General features: G+C 38.5%; 18 protein-coding genes and 2 pseudogenes. 8 read left to right on the forward strand and 12 right to left on the reverse strand.

Features of this window, described 5'->3' with window-relative positions:
- The 11 genes and pseudogenes from VIH09_RS01995 to VIH09_RS02045 all read right to left on the reverse strand — a co-directional run.
- Nucleotides 1-503, reverse strand: a 503-nt coding sequence (locus VIH09_RS01995) for an efflux RND transporter periplasmic adaptor subunit (protein WP_331577347.1), incomplete at its 3' end; no start/stop codon positions are given.
- Between the two features lie 2 nt (nt 504-505).
- Nucleotides 506-1,753 (reverse strand): efflux RND transporter periplasmic adaptor subunit, encoded by a 1,248-nt coding sequence (locus tag VIH09_RS02000; RefSeq protein WP_331577350.1) that lies wholly within the window; start codon nt 1,751-1,753, stop codon nt 506-508.
- A gap of 2 nt (nt 1,754-1,755) precedes the next feature.
- Nucleotides 1,756-3,009 carry a TolC family protein gene (locus VIH09_RS02005; protein ID WP_331577352.1) on the reverse strand — a complete coding sequence of 418 codons (1,254 nt, stop codon included), beginning with the start codon at nt 3,007-3,009 and terminating at the stop codon, nt 1,756-1,758.
- Nucleotides 2,996-6,223 (reverse strand): annotated as a pseudogene (locus tag VIH09_RS02010) (efflux RND transporter permease subunit). The gene VIH09_RS02005 and the pseudogene VIH09_RS02010 overlap by 14 nt, the downstream one beginning before the upstream one ends.
- A gap of 6 nt (nt 6,224-6,229) precedes the next feature.
- The gene (locus VIH09_RS02015) at nt 6,230-6,700 is read right to left on the reverse strand and encodes a heme-binding domain-containing protein (protein ID WP_331577354.1); all 471 of its coding nucleotides are present in this window, start codon (nt 6,698-6,700) and stop codon (nt 6,230-6,232) included.
- 1 nt (nt 6,701) lies between these two features.
- Entirely contained in the window at nt 6,702-7,409 is a 708-nt protein-coding gene (locus tag VIH09_RS02020; RefSeq protein WP_331577356.1) for a DUF3347 domain-containing protein, read from the reverse strand.
- Nucleotides 7,410-7,469: 60 nt separating this feature from the next.
- Nucleotides 7,470-7,805, reverse strand: a pseudogene (locus VIH09_RS02025) (heavy-metal-associated domain-containing protein); the annotation flags it as partial.
- 149 nt (nt 7,806-7,954) lie between these two features.
- A complete protein-coding gene (locus tag VIH09_RS02030) occupies nt 7,955-8,323 on the reverse strand; it encodes a hypothetical protein (RefSeq protein ID WP_331577361.1) in 369 nt (122 codons plus the stop codon).
- A gap of 98 nt (nt 8,324-8,421) precedes the next feature.
- Entirely contained in the window at nt 8,422-8,766 is a 345-nt protein-coding gene (locus VIH09_RS02035) for a phage holin family protein (protein ID WP_331577363.1), read from the reverse strand.
- 45 nt (nt 8,767-8,811) lie between these two features.
- Complete coding sequence (locus VIH09_RS02040) at nt 8,812-9,573, reverse strand: alpha/beta fold hydrolase (RefSeq protein ID WP_331577365.1); 762 nt, start codon at nt 9,571-9,573, stop codon at nt 8,812-8,814.
- Between the two features lie 76 nt (nt 9,574-9,649).
- A complete protein-coding gene (locus tag VIH09_RS02045; RefSeq protein WP_331577367.1) occupies nt 9,650-10,363 on the reverse strand; it encodes a pyridoxine 5'-phosphate synthase in 714 nt (237 codons plus the stop codon).
- A 116-nt stretch (nt 10,364-10,479) separates the two neighbouring features.
- Here VIH09_RS02045 and VIH09_RS02050 point away from each other — a divergent pair, with 116 nt between their 5' ends.
- The 8 genes from VIH09_RS02050 (at nt 10,480) to murI (ending at nt 18,822) form a co-directional block, all read left to right on the forward strand.
- Entirely contained in the window at nt 10,480-11,136 is a 657-nt protein-coding gene (locus VIH09_RS02050; protein WP_331577369.1) for a CBS domain-containing protein, read from the forward strand.
- A gap of 73 nt (nt 11,137-11,209) precedes the next feature.
- A complete protein-coding gene (locus VIH09_RS02055) occupies nt 11,210-12,094 on the forward strand; it encodes an NAD kinase (RefSeq protein WP_331577371.1) in 885 nt (294 codons plus the stop codon).
- A 172-nt stretch (nt 12,095-12,266) separates the two neighbouring features.
- Nucleotides 12,267-12,950: a DUF6089 family protein gene (locus VIH09_RS02060; protein WP_331577373.1), complete on the forward strand. Its 684-nt coding sequence runs from the start codon at nt 12,267-12,269 to the stop codon at nt 12,948-12,950.
- A 4-nt stretch (nt 12,951-12,954) separates the two neighbouring features.
- Nucleotides 12,955-13,695, forward strand: a complete 741-nt coding sequence (locus VIH09_RS02065; RefSeq protein WP_331577375.1) for an isoprenyl transferase — start codon at nt 12,955-12,957, stop codon at nt 13,693-13,695.
- Nucleotides 13,628-16,357: an outer membrane protein assembly factor BamA gene (bamA, locus tag VIH09_RS02070; protein ID WP_331577378.1), complete on the forward strand. Its 2,730-nt coding sequence runs from the start codon at nt 13,628-13,630 to the stop codon at nt 16,355-16,357. The genes VIH09_RS02065 and bamA overlap by 68 nt, the downstream gene beginning before the upstream one ends.
- A 40-nt stretch (nt 16,358-16,397) precedes the next feature.
- Nucleotides 16,398-17,402, forward strand: a complete 1,005-nt coding sequence (locus VIH09_RS02075) for an OmpH family outer membrane protein (RefSeq protein WP_331577380.1) — start codon at nt 16,398-16,400, stop codon at nt 17,400-17,402.
- Nucleotides 17,403-17,428: 26 nt separating this feature from the next.
- Nucleotides 17,429-17,929: an OmpH family outer membrane protein gene (locus VIH09_RS02080; protein ID WP_331577382.1), complete on the forward strand. Its 501-nt coding sequence runs from the start codon at nt 17,429-17,431 to the stop codon at nt 17,927-17,929.
- A gap of 116 nt (nt 17,930-18,045) precedes the next feature.
- Nucleotides 18,046-18,822, forward strand: coding sequence for a glutamate racemase (gene murI, locus VIH09_RS02085; RefSeq protein WP_331577385.1), 777 nt, complete (start codon nt 18,046-18,048; stop codon nt 18,820-18,822).
- An 11-nt stretch (nt 18,823-18,833) separates the two neighbouring features.
- On the opposite strand, the gene VIH09_RS02090 is transcribed toward murI, so the two are convergent.
- On the reverse strand, nt 18,834-19,349 hold the full coding sequence (locus VIH09_RS02090; protein ID WP_331577388.1) for a gamma carbonic anhydrase family protein: 516 nt from the start codon (nt 19,347-19,349) through the stop codon (nt 18,834-18,836).
- Nucleotides 19,350-19,360: the final 11 nt, after the last annotated feature.

A 19,360-nucleotide genomic window follows, 5' to 3' on the forward strand; every position in this document is an offset into this window, starting at 1 on the left:
GGCATGGACAGTTGTTTGTATGCCGCGAAATAATCTTGTTTGGCTATGGCAATATCTTCACTGTAGATTTGGTAAACAGCCTGGTTTTTTTGGATATAATCCCCTTCCGTTTTGAAGTACAATTTCTCGATTCGTCCCATGGCCCTGGCAGAAATGGTTTTCATTCCCTGCTGGTCAATGGCCAAAACTCCCGTGTAATTTTCTGCCAGGCTGCTTTCCGTTTCAGAAATCGTCCGTACACTGATATTACCCAATTTTATCTGCTGGTCGCTCAGCGCAATCTCATTAGAAGCGGAATTGTCCTTTTTCATTGGCGTCAGGTCCATGTGACAAATGGGGCATTTCCCCGGTTTGTCCTCCTTCACCTGGGGATCCATTGAACAGGTATAGTAAATATTTTCTTCCGCCTTATTCTCACTATGTTCTTCCTCGTTTTTGCCGTTGCAAGCAGCAAGAAAAGCAAAGACCATAAATAGAAAAGGTATTATTTTTATCTTTTTCATAATTATTCCGTTTTTATAAAGCTTCCGCTATCGATCAAGTACTGTGCATTCCTGGCAAGGGTATCCCGGGTGGAAACCCCTTCGATAACCTGAACAAAATCATTGATTTCGATCCCCGTTTTTATTACTGCAGTTTTAAAACCATTCTCTTTTTTGACAAAAACTATCTTTTCAGTTCCAATGCTTACCAAAGCCCATTTTCTGAGCCAAATCCCTTTTATCGGATTTGTTTCTATAACTCCCTGCAGTCGCAAACCGACGGGGAATTTCAAATTTCTGTTATTGAGATATACCCTCACTCGGTTGGTTTTTTCGTTTTGGTTGAGTTGCGTCTCGACAAAGTTCACCTTAGCGTTGAAATAATCCTTTTCGTCTAACTCCGACGAGATTCTGATCGGCTGATTGACTTTTACCAGACTATTGTAGCCCTGCATAACATTAAAAACGCCCCAAACTCTATCCGTTTTCATCAATTTAAAAACAACTTCGTTTTTCTTGATATAATCTCCTTCCTTTAAAGTTAAAGAAGTGGTTGTTGTCCCGGCACTTTGCATATTCCCGGCTGCACTCGCATTCCCGCTTTCGGTTCCCTCTACAATTCCACTGCTTGGACTGTAAATGGACACTACCGGATTTACCCTTTTGGCTGCAGCCAATGAGTTAATTTGATGGCCGCTCATTCCGTAAAGCAACAATTTTTGTTTTGACGCTTTGATGATTGAAGCGTTTTCCGAATCATTGGTTATCAAATAAATATAATTTTGCTGCTCCGTAAGTAATTCCGGGCTGTACAAATCAAACAATTTCTGGCCTTTGTTCACTTTCTGGAACTTGTAATTCACATACATTTTTTCTATCCTGCCACTGATTCTTGCGGATATGTTTACGGACGAATTGGGGTCGTAGGCAACAAGTCCCGGCACATGCAGCTCGGTGCTTATTGTCGTGTCTATAGGCGTGGTGGTTTGAAAATCCCCCACCACAAATTGATCCGTAGGCCGCAATAAGTGTTCTATCGAATGGTTTTCCTCGGGCTGATTTTCGCTCACTTTTTTCACCAAATCCATTCCGCAAATAGGGCAACTCCCCGGCTCGTTTCTTATGATTTGGGGATGCATCGAACAAGTATAAAGCTCCTCTTCATGTAAATGCGCAGTTTGATCATTCGATTTTTCCACAAAATAATAAATTGTGAATCCAACAGTCAAAACCGCGATCGCCAACAAACTATATTTTAAATATTTGTTCATAATTATTTCGTTTCGAGTTGTTTTTCGATTTCCACCTGAGTACTCAAAATAGCCTGAAGTTTGTCTAATTTATCGATCTGTGCCATGTTTAACGCTTCCCACGAATCCAACACAACAAACAGATCACCTGTGTTGTTTTGCCATGCCAGAATTGCCGTGTCGTAGTTTCTTCGTAATGCCGGAATGATGCTCTTTTCGGCAATATCATATTGCTTTTTAAGATTTTTTAATTCGGTTTGCATTCCTGAAATCATGCCCGTTGCCTCGTTCAGGATCATTTGTTTTTGCCATTCCAGACTTTCGTTTTTTATCTTGATACTGTTGATCGTTGCCTTATTCATTTTTGTGGACCAAGGCATCGGAATGCTGACCATACCCATCAGTGAAAATTGCTGTGGACGGTCGCCAAAGGCAAACATATGGTCGTATTTCACGCCAAACTCCGGCAACAATTTCGATTTTTCGGTTTCAATCTTCAGCTGATTCAATTCCATTGTTTTTTCGATTGCCTGAACATCGCTTCGGTTTTGGGAAAGCGAAGTGCTGTCTGAATCCATTACATCAAATTCATTTAATGTGTAGGACGGATCGATTTCAAATACCGTGTTTTTATCCCTTGCCATCAGGGTATTCAGCACGATTCTTTTCTGGGCAATGTTGTTTTGCATCATGACCAACATGCTTTGCAACCCACTATATTGGGATTTCGCCTTGTAATACGTTGGCAGCTTGTCCATATTGTATTGATAACGTATTTCCATGCTTTTTATCATGTATTCCAAAAGCACCAAATTGTCATTGGCAATTTTTATTTTTTTATCCAACACCAACCATTGGTAATAATTGGCTTTTGCCAAAGCATTCAACTGATTGACGGTGTAGTTTTTGTTTTCGGCTTCAACAGAAGACATGGCGTTCATGTAATCAGAATCGGCCCTCAATTTGGAAGCGTTGGGAATCATTTGCGTAAAGCCAATCATATAAGCGCCCATTCCCGGATTCATTTCATCCGATTTCCACATTTTCACGTCGTAAGGCGTCATAAACAAACCCGTGTTGATTTGCGGTGGCATCCAGCTTTTTGCCCCCTTTGCCGCAGCATCCATACTTTGAATGTCGGCATCATACATTTTCAACTGCGGATTATTGGTTTTGATTGTGCCCAAAACGGCATCCAACGAAAGTGTTTGTGCTACCATAGCGGTAACGTTTATAAGCAAACAACCTATAACGATATACTTTTTAATGTTTCGCATCGATAATATCTATTTTACCTTTTGTTCGTAATTCACGCAATTTTGTCATTTCAAAAACAACCGGCGTCACTAATAATACATAAATGGTCGAGGTGATTGTCCCTCCGATAAGCGGAACCGTAATAGGAATCATTACATCAGCCCCGGTTCCTGTTGACCATAAAATGGGGATAAGCCCAAACAAAGAGACAGATACCGTCATTAACTTGGGACGCAATCTTTTTGCAGATCCAAAAATAATATAGTCCCGCAATATCTCTTCCGTGATTGTCTCTCTACTGTTTCCATGCTTCTCCACCATTTTAATCATGGCTTCATTTAAATAAATGGTCATCAACATCGCGGTTTCGATCGCAAGCCCAAACAAGGCTATGAACCCGACCGCAACGGCCACCGATAAATTAATGTCATAAAAGTAAACCATAAAAATCCCTCCGATCAAGGCAAAAGGCACCGTAATCATGGTGATAAACGCCTCCTTCATAGAGCGATAGGTAAAGTATAAAATCAGGAATATGATGATGACAACCAGGGGTAAAATCATGCTTAATGTTTTGTTGGCCCGAATTTGGTTTTCCCATTGTCCACTCCATTCCATATAATACCCTTTTGGCATTTTAGTGATCATTGCATTCAGCTTGTCCTGAGCTTCCTGTACGGTACTCCCTAAATCGCGACCCCGAACATTAAACAAAACGCTCCCACGAAGCATGGCGTTCTCACTGTTGATCATTGGAGGCCCATCGCTTATTTTTATATCCGCAACAGTCTCCAGGGGAATGGGTCCGTATTCCATTGTCTGGACCTGAAGTTTTTTCAGGGCTTCGAGACTGTTTCTGTATTCTTGAGCATATCGGGCGCTGACAGAAAACCGCTCTCTTCCTTCGATAGTTGTTGTTAATGTCATCCCCCCAATGGCAGCTTCAACGACACTATTGACATCATCAACGCTAAGACCATACCTGCCTATCACTTCCCGTTTGGCGACGATATCAATATATTTTCCTCCGGTTATAGGTTCCGCGAATAAGTCTTTCACTCCGGCGGTGCCTTCCAATGCTTTTTTAATTTTTTGGGATAAAACATTAATAGTGTCTAAACTGGCACCATATATTTTTATTCCCACATCGGTTCTGATACCCGTAGAAAGCATATTAATTCGATTAATGATGGGCTGCGTGAAACCATTAGTCACTCCGGGAATTTGTAACTTATTGTTTATTTCCGTTATGATATCGCCTTTCGTCGTTCCATCTCTCCATTCATTATGGGGTTTGAGCAAAATGATGGTCTCAATCATGCTTATCGGACTGTTGTCCGTTGCCGTATTGGCCCTACCCGCTTTTCCCAAAACATGGGTAACCTCCGGAATCGATTTTATCAATTTATCCTGAACTTGCAATATTCTCTTTACCTCAGCATTAGAAACGTCAGGCAAGGTCACTGGCATAAATAAAATACTGCCTTCATCCAAAGGCGGCATGAATTCGGATCCCAGTCTGGTAAACATCAATCCACCGATTAATAAAGCGACGATATTTATTGCCAATACCGATTTTCTCCATTTCAAGCAAAAAGTCAGAATCGGCGTATAGATACTTTCCAGTTTCCTGTTTATTGGGTTCTTACTTTCGGGACGAAGTTTTCCCTTCAGCAAAAAGCTAATCAGAACCGGGGTCAGCGTTATCGCCAAAAAGGCATCGACGATTAATATAAACGACTTGGTCCAAGCCAGCGGACTGAATAATTTCCCTTCCATCCCTGTTAATAGAAAAACGGGCAAAAAGGAAGCTATCACAATTAATGTGGAATAAAACACGCCCGGTCCAACTAATTTTGAGGAGTCCTCAATCAGCTTCATTCTTTCTTCAGGAGGCAGCGGATCGTGCTCTTTCTTGAATATTTTTTTAAATAATTTTTTCATCGCTGTTGATTAATGATTGTTGTCCAGTTCTTCCTGTTTCTCAGAGATGGTCCGATAGGCATTTTCGACCATTACGATCCCGTCGTCAACAACGACACCTATTGCCAGCGCAATACCGGTTAAGGACATAATGTTGGATGAAATCCCAAAAGCTTGCAGTAAAATAAATCCTACGGCAACGGAAATGGGCAATTGAATTAAAATTATCAGTGCGCTTCGCCAATGAAAAAGGAACAGCAAAACAATGATGGACACTACAATCATCTCCTCTATCAAAGTTCCTTTAACCGATTCGATTGCTTTTTCTATCAGTTCGCTTCTGTCATACGAAGTCTTGAAGGAAACGCCTTCCGGTAATCCTTTTGCGACTTCTTTCATTTTGAGTTTAACTGCCTTTATAACTTTATCGGCATTTTCCCCGTATCGCATTACCACGATTCCGCCTACAACTTCCCCTTCGCCATTGGCATCAAAAATCCCCAAACGCAAATCTCCGCCCATTTGCACTGAACCAATATCACTCACCTTTACGGGTACCGAATTGTAATTTTTAATGGCAATGTCTTCTACATCTTTTATGTTTTTGATATAGCCCAGTCCCCTCACGATGTAGGACATATTGCTCATTTCAAATTTTCGTCCGCCCACGTCATTGTTGCTGGTTTTCACAGCCTTCATCACCTCCATCATGCTAACATTGTAGTACTGCATCTTCAAGGGGTCCAGAACCAGTTGGTATTGTTTTTCGAATCCCCCAAAGGAAGCCACTTCCGCTACGCCGGGAACGGTCTGCAGGGCAAACTTCACATACCAGTCCTGCAGGGCGCGTTGCTCTCCCAAGTCCATCCCGTTGGTTTCTAAATGGTACCAAAAAATGTGACCTACCCCAGTTCCATCGGGGCCCAAAGTGGGAACTACATTTTCAGGCAACAGCCGCTGCGCATAATTTAGTCGTTCCAGTACACGGGTTCTTGCCCAATATGGATCCACATTATCTTCAAAAATGATATAAACAAAGCTCATCCCAAACATGGACGAGGCACGTATATTCTTGATTTTGGGTATCCCCTGCAAATTGGAAACCAATGGGTATGTAACTTGGTCTTCGATCACTTGGGGGCTTCTGCCCATCCATTCCGTAAAAACAATGACTTGGTTTTCGGACAGGTCAGGAATGGCATCGATAGGGTTTTGCTGCACGCTGTAAATCCCCCAGCCGAATAAACAGGCTGAAACGAGCAATACAACCATACGGTTTCGCAGTGAAAACGATATTAATTTTTCTACCATAATAGCTTAATGTTTTGATGAAAGACTATCTTTCATTTTATCAATCCAATCGGTTACTTCTTCTTTTTGAGCAGTAGTAAGGGTTGCGTTTCTATGAATCAACGTATAAGAAGCCAATGGCATTTCTCCGTCCTCTATTTGCTTACTAATTTCATTTAATTTGCTCCTTTGTTTTCTGCTAGAATAATTACCCCATTCACTAAAGTTCAAATTCTCCTTCCCTTCATTAATATGGCTATCCATAAATAACCTAATGGGCTGGATGTTAGAATACGAGGGGTAATTAGTGTTATTACTGTGACAGTCGTAGCAGGAGGTTCGTAAAATAGTTTCCACATTTTCCGGAACTGCATACGTTTTAGTAAAATGCGCAACTGATACCTGTCCGTAATCAAAATTACGGGCAGGTTGATACAATTGCATCAACAAAAAAATAACAAAAGCTGTAATGAATATTTTTTTGAAGACTTTTTTCATCTTACCACTCGTTGGTAATTCCGCCACATGTCAACATTTCAGATCCATAATAAGGATTCTTGATTTCTTTGGTTTCACTAATCCAATACCCACTTTTCCCCTGGTCGTACATTGGGCAATAGTCTCTGTATATTTTTTTGTCTGTTCCAAAAATTTTGATCAAATCATTAACATCCGTGCTTAACATGGCAAAATGCTCCCTTTGGTGTTCTATTTTTCCGGGATTGTCACCAATATGTTCCGCATGTTCTTTTGCATCCTCGGCAATGTCTGCGTACTCTTTTTTAAATTTGGCCTCAATTTTATCAGATTTCAAATTAGTTAAAGTCACATTTAATTCTTTTGCCGCATTGGCAGCCTCTTTAGAATCATCATTGGCAAGCGCATTTTTTAATTTCAAGTAATTGTTCAAAATTCCATCAATAGAAAATGATGATTTACTCAATGGTTCCGCTTGTACCTTAACTTTTTCAGGGGCAGCTGCCGCTTGGGTAACTGGTTCCGTTAATTTCATACCACACACGGAACAAACTTCCCCTTGCTTGCCATGCACTTCAGGATGCATTGGGCAAGAGTATAGCTGTCCCTCCTTATCTGCCTGTGTACTTTCAATCGCCGCGCCTTCTTTATTTGACTCTGATTTATTTTCCTTACAAGATGCAAATGTGAATATCAAAAGGATGATGCTTAATTTAATTATGTTTTTCATTTTGTTTTTTTTTAATGTGATAATTATTTTGCGTTAACTGTTTTATTGTTTCGTTGGTTCCCTATCGTATTGGCAACAACCGGGAAGGGCATTGTATGAAGAATCCTGGGCTATATTTTTTTCACTGTCATAACCCGCCAAAGCAATCCTTTTTAAAATCTCGTCTTGATTGGTTTTAGCGGTGTCATAGGTAATTGTAGCCATTTTGCTGTCCTTATCCCAATCTACAATTGCGGTGTTTTTAAGGTTCCCTGCTTTTTCTATTTTGCTTTCGCACATTCCGCAATTGCCCAATATTTTTACTGTTTCCGTTTTAGCGTTTTTCATTTGCGCATTGGCAAATGTAGCTGACAGCAATAGCGCTATTGCTGCCACTTTTTTGTTTAGTGATTTCATTCGATAAATAATTTGAAGTTGAATAAGCTATAAACTGACTAAACCATAGCAATTAAACTATCCTCTAGCATGGAAATAACCTAAAAATAAATGATTTTAAGCAATAATTGCTTCAGATTTGACGCACTAATGGCTGTCAAAAAAAGAATTTAGCCTATTTTAGGTATAAGCCAAAGGGAAGAATACCCCGCAGAAGTGAAGGATACTGATTGGTGAAATTTTTGCTTTTTGCTAGAAAAGTTAAAAACGTCATCGTCAATTTCTAATGGGATAGAAGAAACTATTCCAATATTCAAAGAAGATACACTGCACATAGCGTGCCCGCACTTTCCGTTACAACCGTCGTTTTTTTTGCTTTTTGATTTGGAATCGTTGCTACAGCAATCCTTCATGCCCGTTTTTGAAGACATTTCTTTGGCACAAGAATTTTTTTCCGAATGACTTCCACATGCAAAAGTTGAGGTCGGCATCAGGAAGACGCCAAGCAAAACAATTAATAACATGTGAATTTTTTTCATTTTTGTTGTAATTAGGAGCAAAATTAGTGAAAGTAAATCGGATCAGCACTAAATATTTGTTAATACCGCGCCACTAATTAACTCTTTTTCTTGCAAATTTACTTATTCTCCCCTAATATTTGATACATGATAGACTGCAACAGGGACAATATAATGCTAAATAATAATGCCGTCCAGAAACTATCCACACTAAAACCTCCCACAATATTGTCACACAATAGGATAATCAATGCATTGATGACCAGCAGGAATAGCCCCAAGGTTATAAATGTAATTGGCAATGTTAGTATAACGATGATGGGTTTGATAAAAATATTAAGTAAGCCAAGGACAACGGCTACGATTAAGGCCGTGGTAAAACCGTCTACATGAACTCCTGTCATGAAATTCGCAATAAGCAGGACCAAAGCTGATGTGATAAGAATTCTAATGATAAGTTTCATATAGTTTAATTTTTAATAAAAGTACTACTATTTTTTTAGTTGGATTTATTTTAAAAAGGAAATTGCCATTTCGTGAAACACTTTCGGGTTTTCGGCATGGAGCCAATGACCCGCATTAGGGATAGTCTCTATTTTTGAATCGGGGAAATGTTTTTTTATGTTTTCGAAATCACTGTCCAAAATATAATTCGAGTTTCCACCACGGATAAAAAGCGTAGGTTTATTGAAAACAGCGGTTTCCGGAAGCGCCACTCCTATTTCATCCATTTTTTCATTAAAAACGGATAGATTGAATCGAAATGCCAATTGCCCGGGCTCTTGCCAATACAAATTTTTCATCAAGAATTGTCGGGTGCCAAAATCAGTTATATATTCTGAAAGAATATCCTCTACTATAGAGCGGCTAGGTTTTTTGGAAAAATCCACCGCATTCAAACCCGCCAAAATCGATTGGTGGTGCTGCGGATAAAATTTGGGGCCAATGTCAGCGACAATCAATTTATCTACCATTTCCGGGTAAGTGGCCGCAAACAACATCGCTGTTTTCCCACCCATCGAATGTCCTATAATATCAATATTGTTAAGATTATTGGCTTGGCAATAATCATAAATATCTTGAGCCATTATCTCGTAACTGAACTCGCCTGACTGTAAACTTCTACCATGGTTCCGTAGGTCCAGCATATGAACTTGAAAACCCTCCGTGGCAAATTGCGACCCCAGTGTTTTCCAGTTGTCTGACATTCCCAGAAATCCATGAAGGATCAATAACGGTTTTCCTTCGCCTTCTATTTTTGAATACAGCATTTATCTTCTAGATTTTAGATTGCAGATTTTAGATTGCAGATTGCCCCTAAAATTCAATAATCACTCAGTAATAAAACTATTTTAATTTTTGCAGATACATGTTAACCACATTCTCCAATCCTAAGTACAACGATTCCGCGATTAAAGCGTGGCCTATCGAAACTTCCAGCAAACCGGGGATATTTTGATTGAAAAACTGGATGTTATCTAAACTCAAATCATGTCCCGCATTGATTCCCAATCCTAGCTCATTAGCCAAAATGGCCGATTTAACGTATGGGTCTATGCCGCTTTTGTTTCCTAACCCATATTGGTGGGCATAGGCCTCCGTGTACAATTCGATTCGGTCAGTCCCTATCTTTTTTGCCCCCTCGATCATTGCCGGAACGGGATCCACGAATATCGAAGTGCGGATACCGTTGCGCTGGAATTCCTGGACAATTTCAGTTAAAAAACCGGTGTGCTTTATCGTGTCCCAGCCCGCATTCGAGGTGATGGCATCCACGGCATCCGGCACCAAAGTCACTTGTGTTGGTTTTACCTCAAGGACCAAGTCGACGAATGATTTTTCCGGGTTTCCCTCTATATTATATTCTGTATAAACTATTGATTTTAGATCACGAGCATCTTTATAGCGGATATGGCGCTCATCAGGACGGGGATGGATGGTGATTCCTTGGCCTCCAAATTTTTGGATATCGGCTGCTACCTTCAGTAAATCAGGCACGTTTCCTCCGCGAGCATTACGCAAAGTGGCTATTTTGTTGATATTTACACTTAACTTTGTCATTGGAACACTTTTTGATTGTAAAACAAGGGTTTAATTGAAGCAAAAATACAAAGTAAAAGGTAGGGTTTTTTGCCTTTTTTTGATTATTTTGCATAAAAATTGAGGATTTAATTAAGATGGAAATCACGAACTACATAACCACTGATTATAAAGCCCTTGACAGCCAAGAAATTATTGCGACTGTTAAAGATTTTTTCATGGAATTGAACTACTCCCATTTCCCCGTTCTTGAAGAGGGAATTTTCATTGGCAACATTGCCTCTGACGACGTCGAGACTTTCGATGATGACAAAAAGGTGATTGATTACAAATATACCCTGGAACCGTTTTTTACAAGAACAGATTCCATTTGGATTGAAGTTTTGGAGATTTTTGCGAAAAACCGCACCAATTTGATTCCCGTTTTGGACAAAGACAACAATTACGTTGGCTATTACGAAATAGAGGACATCATGAGTTTTTTTCACCAAACTCCGTTTTTAAAAGAACCCGGACGGATCATAAAAGTAAAAAAAGGAATCTTGGATTATTCGATGAGCCAAATCACGCAAATAGTGGAAAGCAACAATGGCAAACTTTTGGGTTTGTTTATTTCTGAAGCAGATGTTGACAGCATCGAGGTGACCATTAAAATAAACTTAGGCCCCATAAATGAGATTATCCAAACTTTCAGAAGGTATGGTTATGAAATTACATCTGAACACCACGAAGACAATTACATTAATACTTTGAAGGAGCGTTCGGACTATTTAGACAAATACCTTAACATGTAATTGTTTATTCGGTTATTGGTTTAACCGTCATTTATCAAATCAAAAATTAATAAGCAAACGATTAAGAAGCCCAATGAAAGTAGCCATTTACGGTCAATATTACCAGAACAGTACGGAGCCGATTATAAAAGACATTTTCGTTTTTTTCAATCAAAACAACGTAGAATTAGTCATTGAGGCCAGTTTTCTGGAAATCTTATATGAAAAAAAAATTGTTCAGAAAGAGTATAACACTTTTTCATCCCACACTGAATTAGACCAAAGTTTTGACATGCTGATAAGCATTGGTGGCGACGGTACCATTTTAAGGGCAGCCACTTTAGTTCGGGATTCGGGAGTGCCAATTTTAGGAATAAATGCCGGTCGACTGGGCTTCCTTGCGACCGTGCAGAAAGAGAACATTCATGATTTTCTGCAGATCGTTATCGACAAAAAGTACACCCTTTCGAAAAGAACATTATTGAGTCTGTCTTGCTATCCGCCTAATGAGGCGCTCAAAGACATCAATTTTGCCATGAATGAAGTTTCGGTAAGTCGCAAGGACACGACCTCGATGATCACTATTGACACTTATTTGAACGGCGAAATTTTAAACTCCTACTGGGCGGACGGACTAATAATATCGACACCAACCGGCTCCACTGGATACTCCCTGAGTTGCGGGGGACCGATATTGACTCCAGATGTGAAAGGTTTAGTCATCACACCAATTGCGCCACACAACCTAAATGCAAGACCACTTGTAATCCCGGACGAAACAGAGATCAGATTACAAGTTTCAGGCAGGGAAGAAAATTATTTAGTTTCGCTAGACTCCAGAATAACTTCGGTAGGAAACGAGTCCATCTTGACCATAAAAAAAACCCCTTTTCAAATAAATATGGTAGAAATTCCCGAAGAAACATTTTTAAAAACACTTCGTACCAAATTACTCTGGGGTGAGGACAAAAGGAACTAATTCTTTTTTGCCTCCAAACTATACTATTTCATCAGATTTTACCGTTTCTCCTTTAACCTAAATCAATTTCCTATATAGTATCACGTCCTTTATTCAATTAATGGACACATTTAACATTTGGGGTATTGATTCGTATCGATAATTATTATATTTGCACGCAATTTTAATTAAAATGAATAAAATTTTCAGCTTATTTATATGCTTATTCGTTGGCATGACTATGCATTCGCAGATACATGAAGTTGGAGTTTTTCTTGGGGGAAGCAACTACATAGGCGAAATAGGGCCTACCACTTATATAGCACCTAATGAGCCCGCTTTTGGGATACTTTATAAATGGAATAAAAGCCCAAGGCATGCCTACCGCTTTTCTTATACACAATCGAAAATCTCTTCAAATGACATGGATTCGAAAGAACCCAGCAGAAGTGAAAGAGGCTATCATTTTGAAAATAACATAAAAGAAGTATCTTTAGGCCTTGAATTCAATTTTTTCGATTTTAATCTCCATGAATTACAGAGACACTTTACTCCATATGTTTATAGCGGAATTAGTTACACACAATACAACGGTCTGTTTTTCGTGAACGGCGAAACAAGATCTGATGCAGATCACGGAACAATCGCTATCCCAATGACTGTGGGGGTTAAAACAAACTTAAACAATCGCTTTATAATAGGATTAGAGGTTGGAGCAAGATACACGCTTACTGATGATATTGACGGGAGTAACCCCACTAATAAAAACCTAGAGCAACTGAAATTTGGAAATATAAATAATAATGATTGGTATGTTTTTTCTGGGTTAACATTAACGTATACCTTTGGCGAAAAACCCTGTTATTGTGCAGACTAAAAAAATGGATTTACTACAAAATATTGATAAGAACAATTTACCTAGACATTTAGCCATTATTATGGATGGAAATGGGCGATGGGCAAAACAACAAGGACTATTAAGAGCTTTTGGCCATGAGAGCGGCACAAAATCCGTAAAAATCATAATTGAAACTTGCGCTCGATTGGGCATCCAGAATCTAACCCTGTATGCATTCTCTACCGAGAACTGGAATAGACCTAAACTGGAAGTTGACACTTTAATGAAAATATTAATCAAATCATTAAAAAAAGAACTTACGACATTACAAAGCAACAACATAAAATTGAGCACGATAGGCAATTTAGAAAAAATGCCTCAATCCGCTCAAAAGGAACTTCTTGATGTGATTGAAAAAACCAAAAACAATACCCAAATGACTTTAACATTGGCATTGAGTTATGGTTCGAGAGAAGAAATCATAAATGCCGTAAAAAACATCAGCGATAAAGTTAAAAATAATATAATTTCAATAGACTCTATTGACGATTCAATTATAAATGAGCATCTTTACACGCAAAATTTACCGGATGTAGATTTATTAATAAGAACAAGTGGAGAACATAGGATAAGTAATTTTCTGTTGTGGCAAATAGCCTATGCAGAATTGTATTTTACTGATGTATTGTGGCCTGACTTTAAAGAACAGAATTTATATGAGGCTATTATTAGTTATCAAAAAAGAGAACGTAGATTTGGAAAAACAAGTGAACAAATTAAATAATTTTTTAGTGTTGAATAAAAGTATAAAAGCAGTCCTTACCCTTCTAATTTTGGGAAGTTTTTCACAAATTAAAGCTCAAGACAGAGTTCCTTTTGATCAAGGTAAAAAATACATACTAGCCGACGTTGTCCTAACCAACAAGATCAGTTTCAATGACCAAACCGTTGTCACATTTGCCGGGCTCGAAAAAGGGCAAGAAATCACGGTCCCTGGAGAACAAATTAGCAATGCTATAAAAAAACTGGGAAAACTGGGTCTTTTTGACGAAATCGCATTTTATGTCAACCGAATCCAAAACGACAGTATCTATCTTGATCTGGAGATCAAAGAATTGCCAAAGTTAAATGAGGTTAAATTTGTTGGAATTAAGAAAAACAAAACCGAAGCTCTAATCAAAGACAATGGCTTAACAAAAAGCAAAGTAGTCAATGAGAATCTGATTACGACTACAAAAAACTACATAGAAAACAAATATAAAAAAGACGGTTATTACAACACAAAAGTAAACATAAACGTTATTAAGGACACCTCCGCAGTAAACCAGGTCAATATGGTTATCAATGTAGACAAAGGAGAAAAGATAAAAATTGACGAGATTGATTTTATCGGTAATGAAAAACTGTCTGACAACACCTTGCGCAAGGCCATGAAAGACACCAAGGAAAAAAGTCTGTTTCGCGTATTGAAGGCTTCGAAATTCATAAAAGCAAAATACAAAACAGATTTAGAAAAAGTTATTGCGGCCTATAAAGAAAAAGGATATAGGGACGCAAGAATCCTATCCGATTCCGTAACCTATAATAAGGACAAAAACGCACTAGCAATAAAGATAAATGTTGAGGAAGGAAACAAATATTATTTTGGCGATGTTAAATTTTTAGGGAATACAGTTTATTCGGATCAGTATCTAGGAAGAATATTGGGTGTCAAAAAAGGAGAAACCTATAATGGGGTACTTCTTGAAAAAAGAATCGCAGACAAATCAAAACCTGACGGGGAGGATATCACGAATTTATATCAAAATAACGGCTATTTATTCTCTACCATCAATGCTGTAGAAGTAAAAACTGTAAATGATACGATTGATTTCGAGATAAGAGTTACTGAAGGTCCATTGGCATACTTCAATAAAATTACGGTTGTTGGAAACGACAAAACGAACGACCGCGTTATTTATAGAGAATTAAGAACGAAACCGGGAGAAAAATACAATAAAGAATTATTGATAAGAACAATTCGCGAAATTGGACAATTGGGATTTTTTGATCCTGAGGCCATAAACCCAGACTTTAAACATGTTGATGCAGCCGCAGGTACGGTGGATATTGAATACCAACTTGTAGAAAAAGGTTCCAGCCAGATAGAACTTCAAGGAGGTTACGGCGGAGGCGGTTTCATTGGTACATTAGGTTTGTCGTTTAATAACTTCTCGGCCAGAAATATGCTTAACAAAGATGCTTACAAACCGTTACCAATGGGTGACGGACAAAAGGTGTCGCTTAGATTACAAGGAAGCACCTATTTCCAGACGTACAGCGTATCGTTTTCTGAGCCTTGGTTCGGACAAAAGAAACCTGTGCAGTTTAGTTCCTCTATATCGTACAGCAAACAATTTTTGAACAATTACATCACTCAAAGAGTAGACAAAGACAAAAGTTTTAACATCTTAACCTTATCGGTAGGATTAGCCAAAAGATTAACCGTACCGGACGACTTTTTTGTATTGTCACAATCGGTAAGTTATCAACATTATGACTTGCATAATTACAACACGGGGCTGTTTACATTTGGTAATGGAGCTTCGAGAAACCTAGCGTACACCGTTGGATTATCAAGAAGCAATAAGGGAGTCAATCCAATTTTCCCGATGTATGGTTCCGAGTTCAGCATTACGGCAAAATTAACCCCACCCTATTCCCTAATGAATGGAGTTGATTACAAAACCTTAGGGGATCAAGAAGAATACAAATTAAAAAATACCGTTGACCGGTCAAATCAGGTTGACGCAAACGGGAACACAGTTAACATCGGTGATTACATAGATGCTGCGGGAAACAAGGTATTCACCTACCAAGAAGCCGCCCCAGATCCTGCAAAAGTGGATCAAAAGAAATTTAATTGGTTAGAATATTATAAAATAAAATTCAAAGCGGACTGGTATACAAAAGTTTATGGTAAATTAGTACTGCGAACGCTAACGGAATTCGGTTTCTTAGGCGCTTATAATCAAGACAGAGGTGTCGTTCCTTTTGAAAGGTTCTATGTAGGGGGAGATGGATTAGCCAATTATTCAATGGATGGGAGAGAAACCATACAGTTGCGAGGGTATCCAAACAACTCCTTAACGCCAATAAATAGCGTCGGAGAACAAATTGGTGCAACCGTGTACAATAAGTTTTCATTAGAACTGCGTTATCCGATAACATTAAAAGCATCGGCATCTATATATGCATTGGCATTTTTGGAAGCAGGTTCATCATATGAGAATTTTAAAAGTTATAACCCTTTCGCATTAAGCCGATCCGCAGGAGTTGGATTGCGTGTATTTATGCCAGCATTTGGATTACTAGGTATCGATTTCGCAAATGGTTTTGACGCATTGCCAGGGCAATCAAAACCTAATGGATGGGAAACCCATTTCATTATTGGACAGCAATTTTAATAGTAAGAGAATGCATTAAGATTTTCTAATACCAAAAGCTATGAGAAAACATTTTTTAATTTCGATTCTAGCGTTGATTGTGGTAAACAATATCCAATCACAAACAAGAGGCACCAAAATAGGCTACATTGACATGGAGTACATTTTACAAAATGTACCCAACTATGCTGAAGCCAATGTCCAATTAGAGCAAAAGGCACAAAAGTGGAAACAAGAAATTGAAGCCAAGAAAATCGAAATTGACAAAATAAAAGAGGCTCTTAAAGCCGAAAAGGCCTTGCTGACAAAAGGGCTTATCGAGGAAAGAGAGATGGAAATTAAGTTCCTTGAAAATGAAATGTTGGATTTTCAGCAAAAAAGATTTGGAGCAAATGGGGATTTGATGATACAAAAGTCCCTATTGGTGAAGCCCATCCAAGATCAAGTGTTTACTGCCGTGCAAGATATTGCCGAAGCAAAAAAATATGATTTTATATTCGACAAATCTTCAGATTTAACTATGCTTTTTTCAGCAAAAAGATTTGATGTTAGTGATCAGGTTTTGCGCGTTTTGAATAGGGCGGAAAAAAGGGAGCAGCTAACGAAAAAGGAACTTCAAGCCGAAGATGCCAAAGAGAGCAAAGAAGATGCAGCAGATGAAAATCCAGCCTTGGCAGAACGGCAAAAAGCATTAGACGAAAAGAAAATTGCAAGAGATAAAGCCATCGCCGATCGCAAATTAGCTCAAGAGGCGAAGAAACAAGAATCCGAGGAAAGAAGGCAAAAGATAATTGCGGATAGAGAAGCTAAAAAAAATGGCACGGTTTCTGCCTCCACTAAAATAGAGGACAAAACATCCGGCGCAACTGACGATAAGGAAACAGCAAAAATAGCTGCGCAAGAAGCCAAACAAAATCAAATTAACGCAAGGGCCAAAACATTGGAAGATCGCAAGAAAGTGATTGAAGACCGTAAAAAAGCAGTCGAGGAAAGACGACTAAGAACAATTGAAGTGCGGGACTCCATAAAAAAAGCGAGAGAAGAACAAATTAAACTAAAACAATAAATTAATTACTTAATATTTTAAAAACGATGAAACAAATCAAAACTCTATTAATTGCTGCATTATTCATTTTAGGAGCAAATCAAACTATTAATGCACAAGCCAAAACAGCGCATGTTGATGTAAGTGAAATTATGGCAAAAATGCCAGCCATGCTAGATGCTCAAAAACAACTAGAAAAATTAAGCGGAACTTATGACACCGACTACAAAAAAATGGTTGAAGAATACCAAGCAAAATTAAAAAAATACGAAGCAGAATCTGCTACTGTTTCTGATAAAATAAACGGAGAACGTTCTGTGGAAGTTCAAGATATGCAAAAAAGAATTGTTGATTTTAGAGACAATGCCCAAAAAGAACTTCAACAAAAAGAATCTGATATCGTAAAACCATTAATGGAAAAAGTGAGAACTTCAATCCAAAAAGTTGGAAAAGCTAAAGGATTTCAATATGTGTTAGACGGTTCAACTCTTTTACTTGCTGATGGCCCAAACTTGACTGCTGACGTAAAAAAAGATCTAGGTTTCTAGTAGATACGAACTCTAAGATTTATATCAAACCGCTCATCCAAAATAAAGGATAGAGCGGTTTTTTTTGCAATAAAATTATTTAGGATATATAAACTAGAGGACTTAACTTTGTTTTAATGGATAACAATCAACCGATAGGCATATTCGACTCAGGCATAGGAGGCACTTCAATTTGGAGAGAAATTCATAATTTGCTTCCCAATGAGAAAACAATATATTTAGCTGACAGCAAGAATGCCCCTTATGGACAGAAATCCAAAAAAGAGATTATTGCCTTGAGCATGAAAAATACGGATTTACTGCTTGAAATGGGTTGCAAATTGATTGTTGTCGCCTGTAACACGGCAACTACTAATGCTATCCGAGAATTAAGAGAAAAGTATGATGTTCCTTTCATTGGTATCGAGCCAGCCATTAAACCGGCCGTAGCGAATTCTAAAACACAAATCATAGGAATCCTGGCAACACAGGGAACATTAAACAGTGAGCTCTTCAACAAGACCACTGAGATGTTTCATGACACCAAAATAGTAGAGCAAGTGGGTCATGGTTTAGTACAACTAATTGAGAGCGGTAATATGAACACCCCGGAGATGGAAAAACTACTACACTCTTACCTAACTCCTATGATTGAAGCTAATATCGATTATTTAGTACTGGGTTGCAGCCACTATCCCTATTTGATTCCTCAAATAAAAAAAATACTTCCGGACCACATCCAGATTATTGATTCAGGTAGAGCGGTAGCTAAACAAACACAGAGTGTTTTGAGAGAGGAAGTAGGCTTATCGTCAACCAAAGAAAACGAGTCCGTTTTCTATACCAACACAAATCCAAAAGTGCTCAGGGGAATTCTCGAGAATAAATATGAAGTTATTGAAAAGGATTTTTAGTTCTTCTAAAACTACTCTTCCTTAAACCAATTGGAATACATCACATAGTTATCTGAAATACGAGCAATTTCTCCCGCAAAATTAGATTGATCAATGTCTTTAACCTTTTTAGCGGGAACACCAGCCCAAATCGAACCGGATTCGACCACGGTGTTTTGTGTAATTACAGCTCCTGCAGCAACAATGGAATTACTTTCGATTACGCAATTATCCATCACTATGGCTCCCATTCCTATCAAAACATTATCGTGTACAGTGCAACCATGAACGATGGCATTGTGCCCGATTGACACGTTATTCCCTATAATGGTGGGATGCTTTTTGTAAGTGCAATGTATTACAGCCCCATCTTGGATATTTACCTTATTCCCAATTTTAATAAAATTCACATCGCCTCTGATAACTGCGTTAAACCAAACACTGCAAGAATTGCCAAAATTCACGTCCCCAACAATCGTCGCATTCTCGGCTACATAACAATCTTCCGGTATTACCGGGGTTTTCCCATTGACAGATTTTATTAACATTATAATAAATT

This window comes from Flavobacterium sp. (assembly GCF_036515215.1).
Lineage (GTDB): Bacteria > Bacteroidota > Bacteroidia > Flavobacteriales > Flavobacteriaceae > Flavobacterium.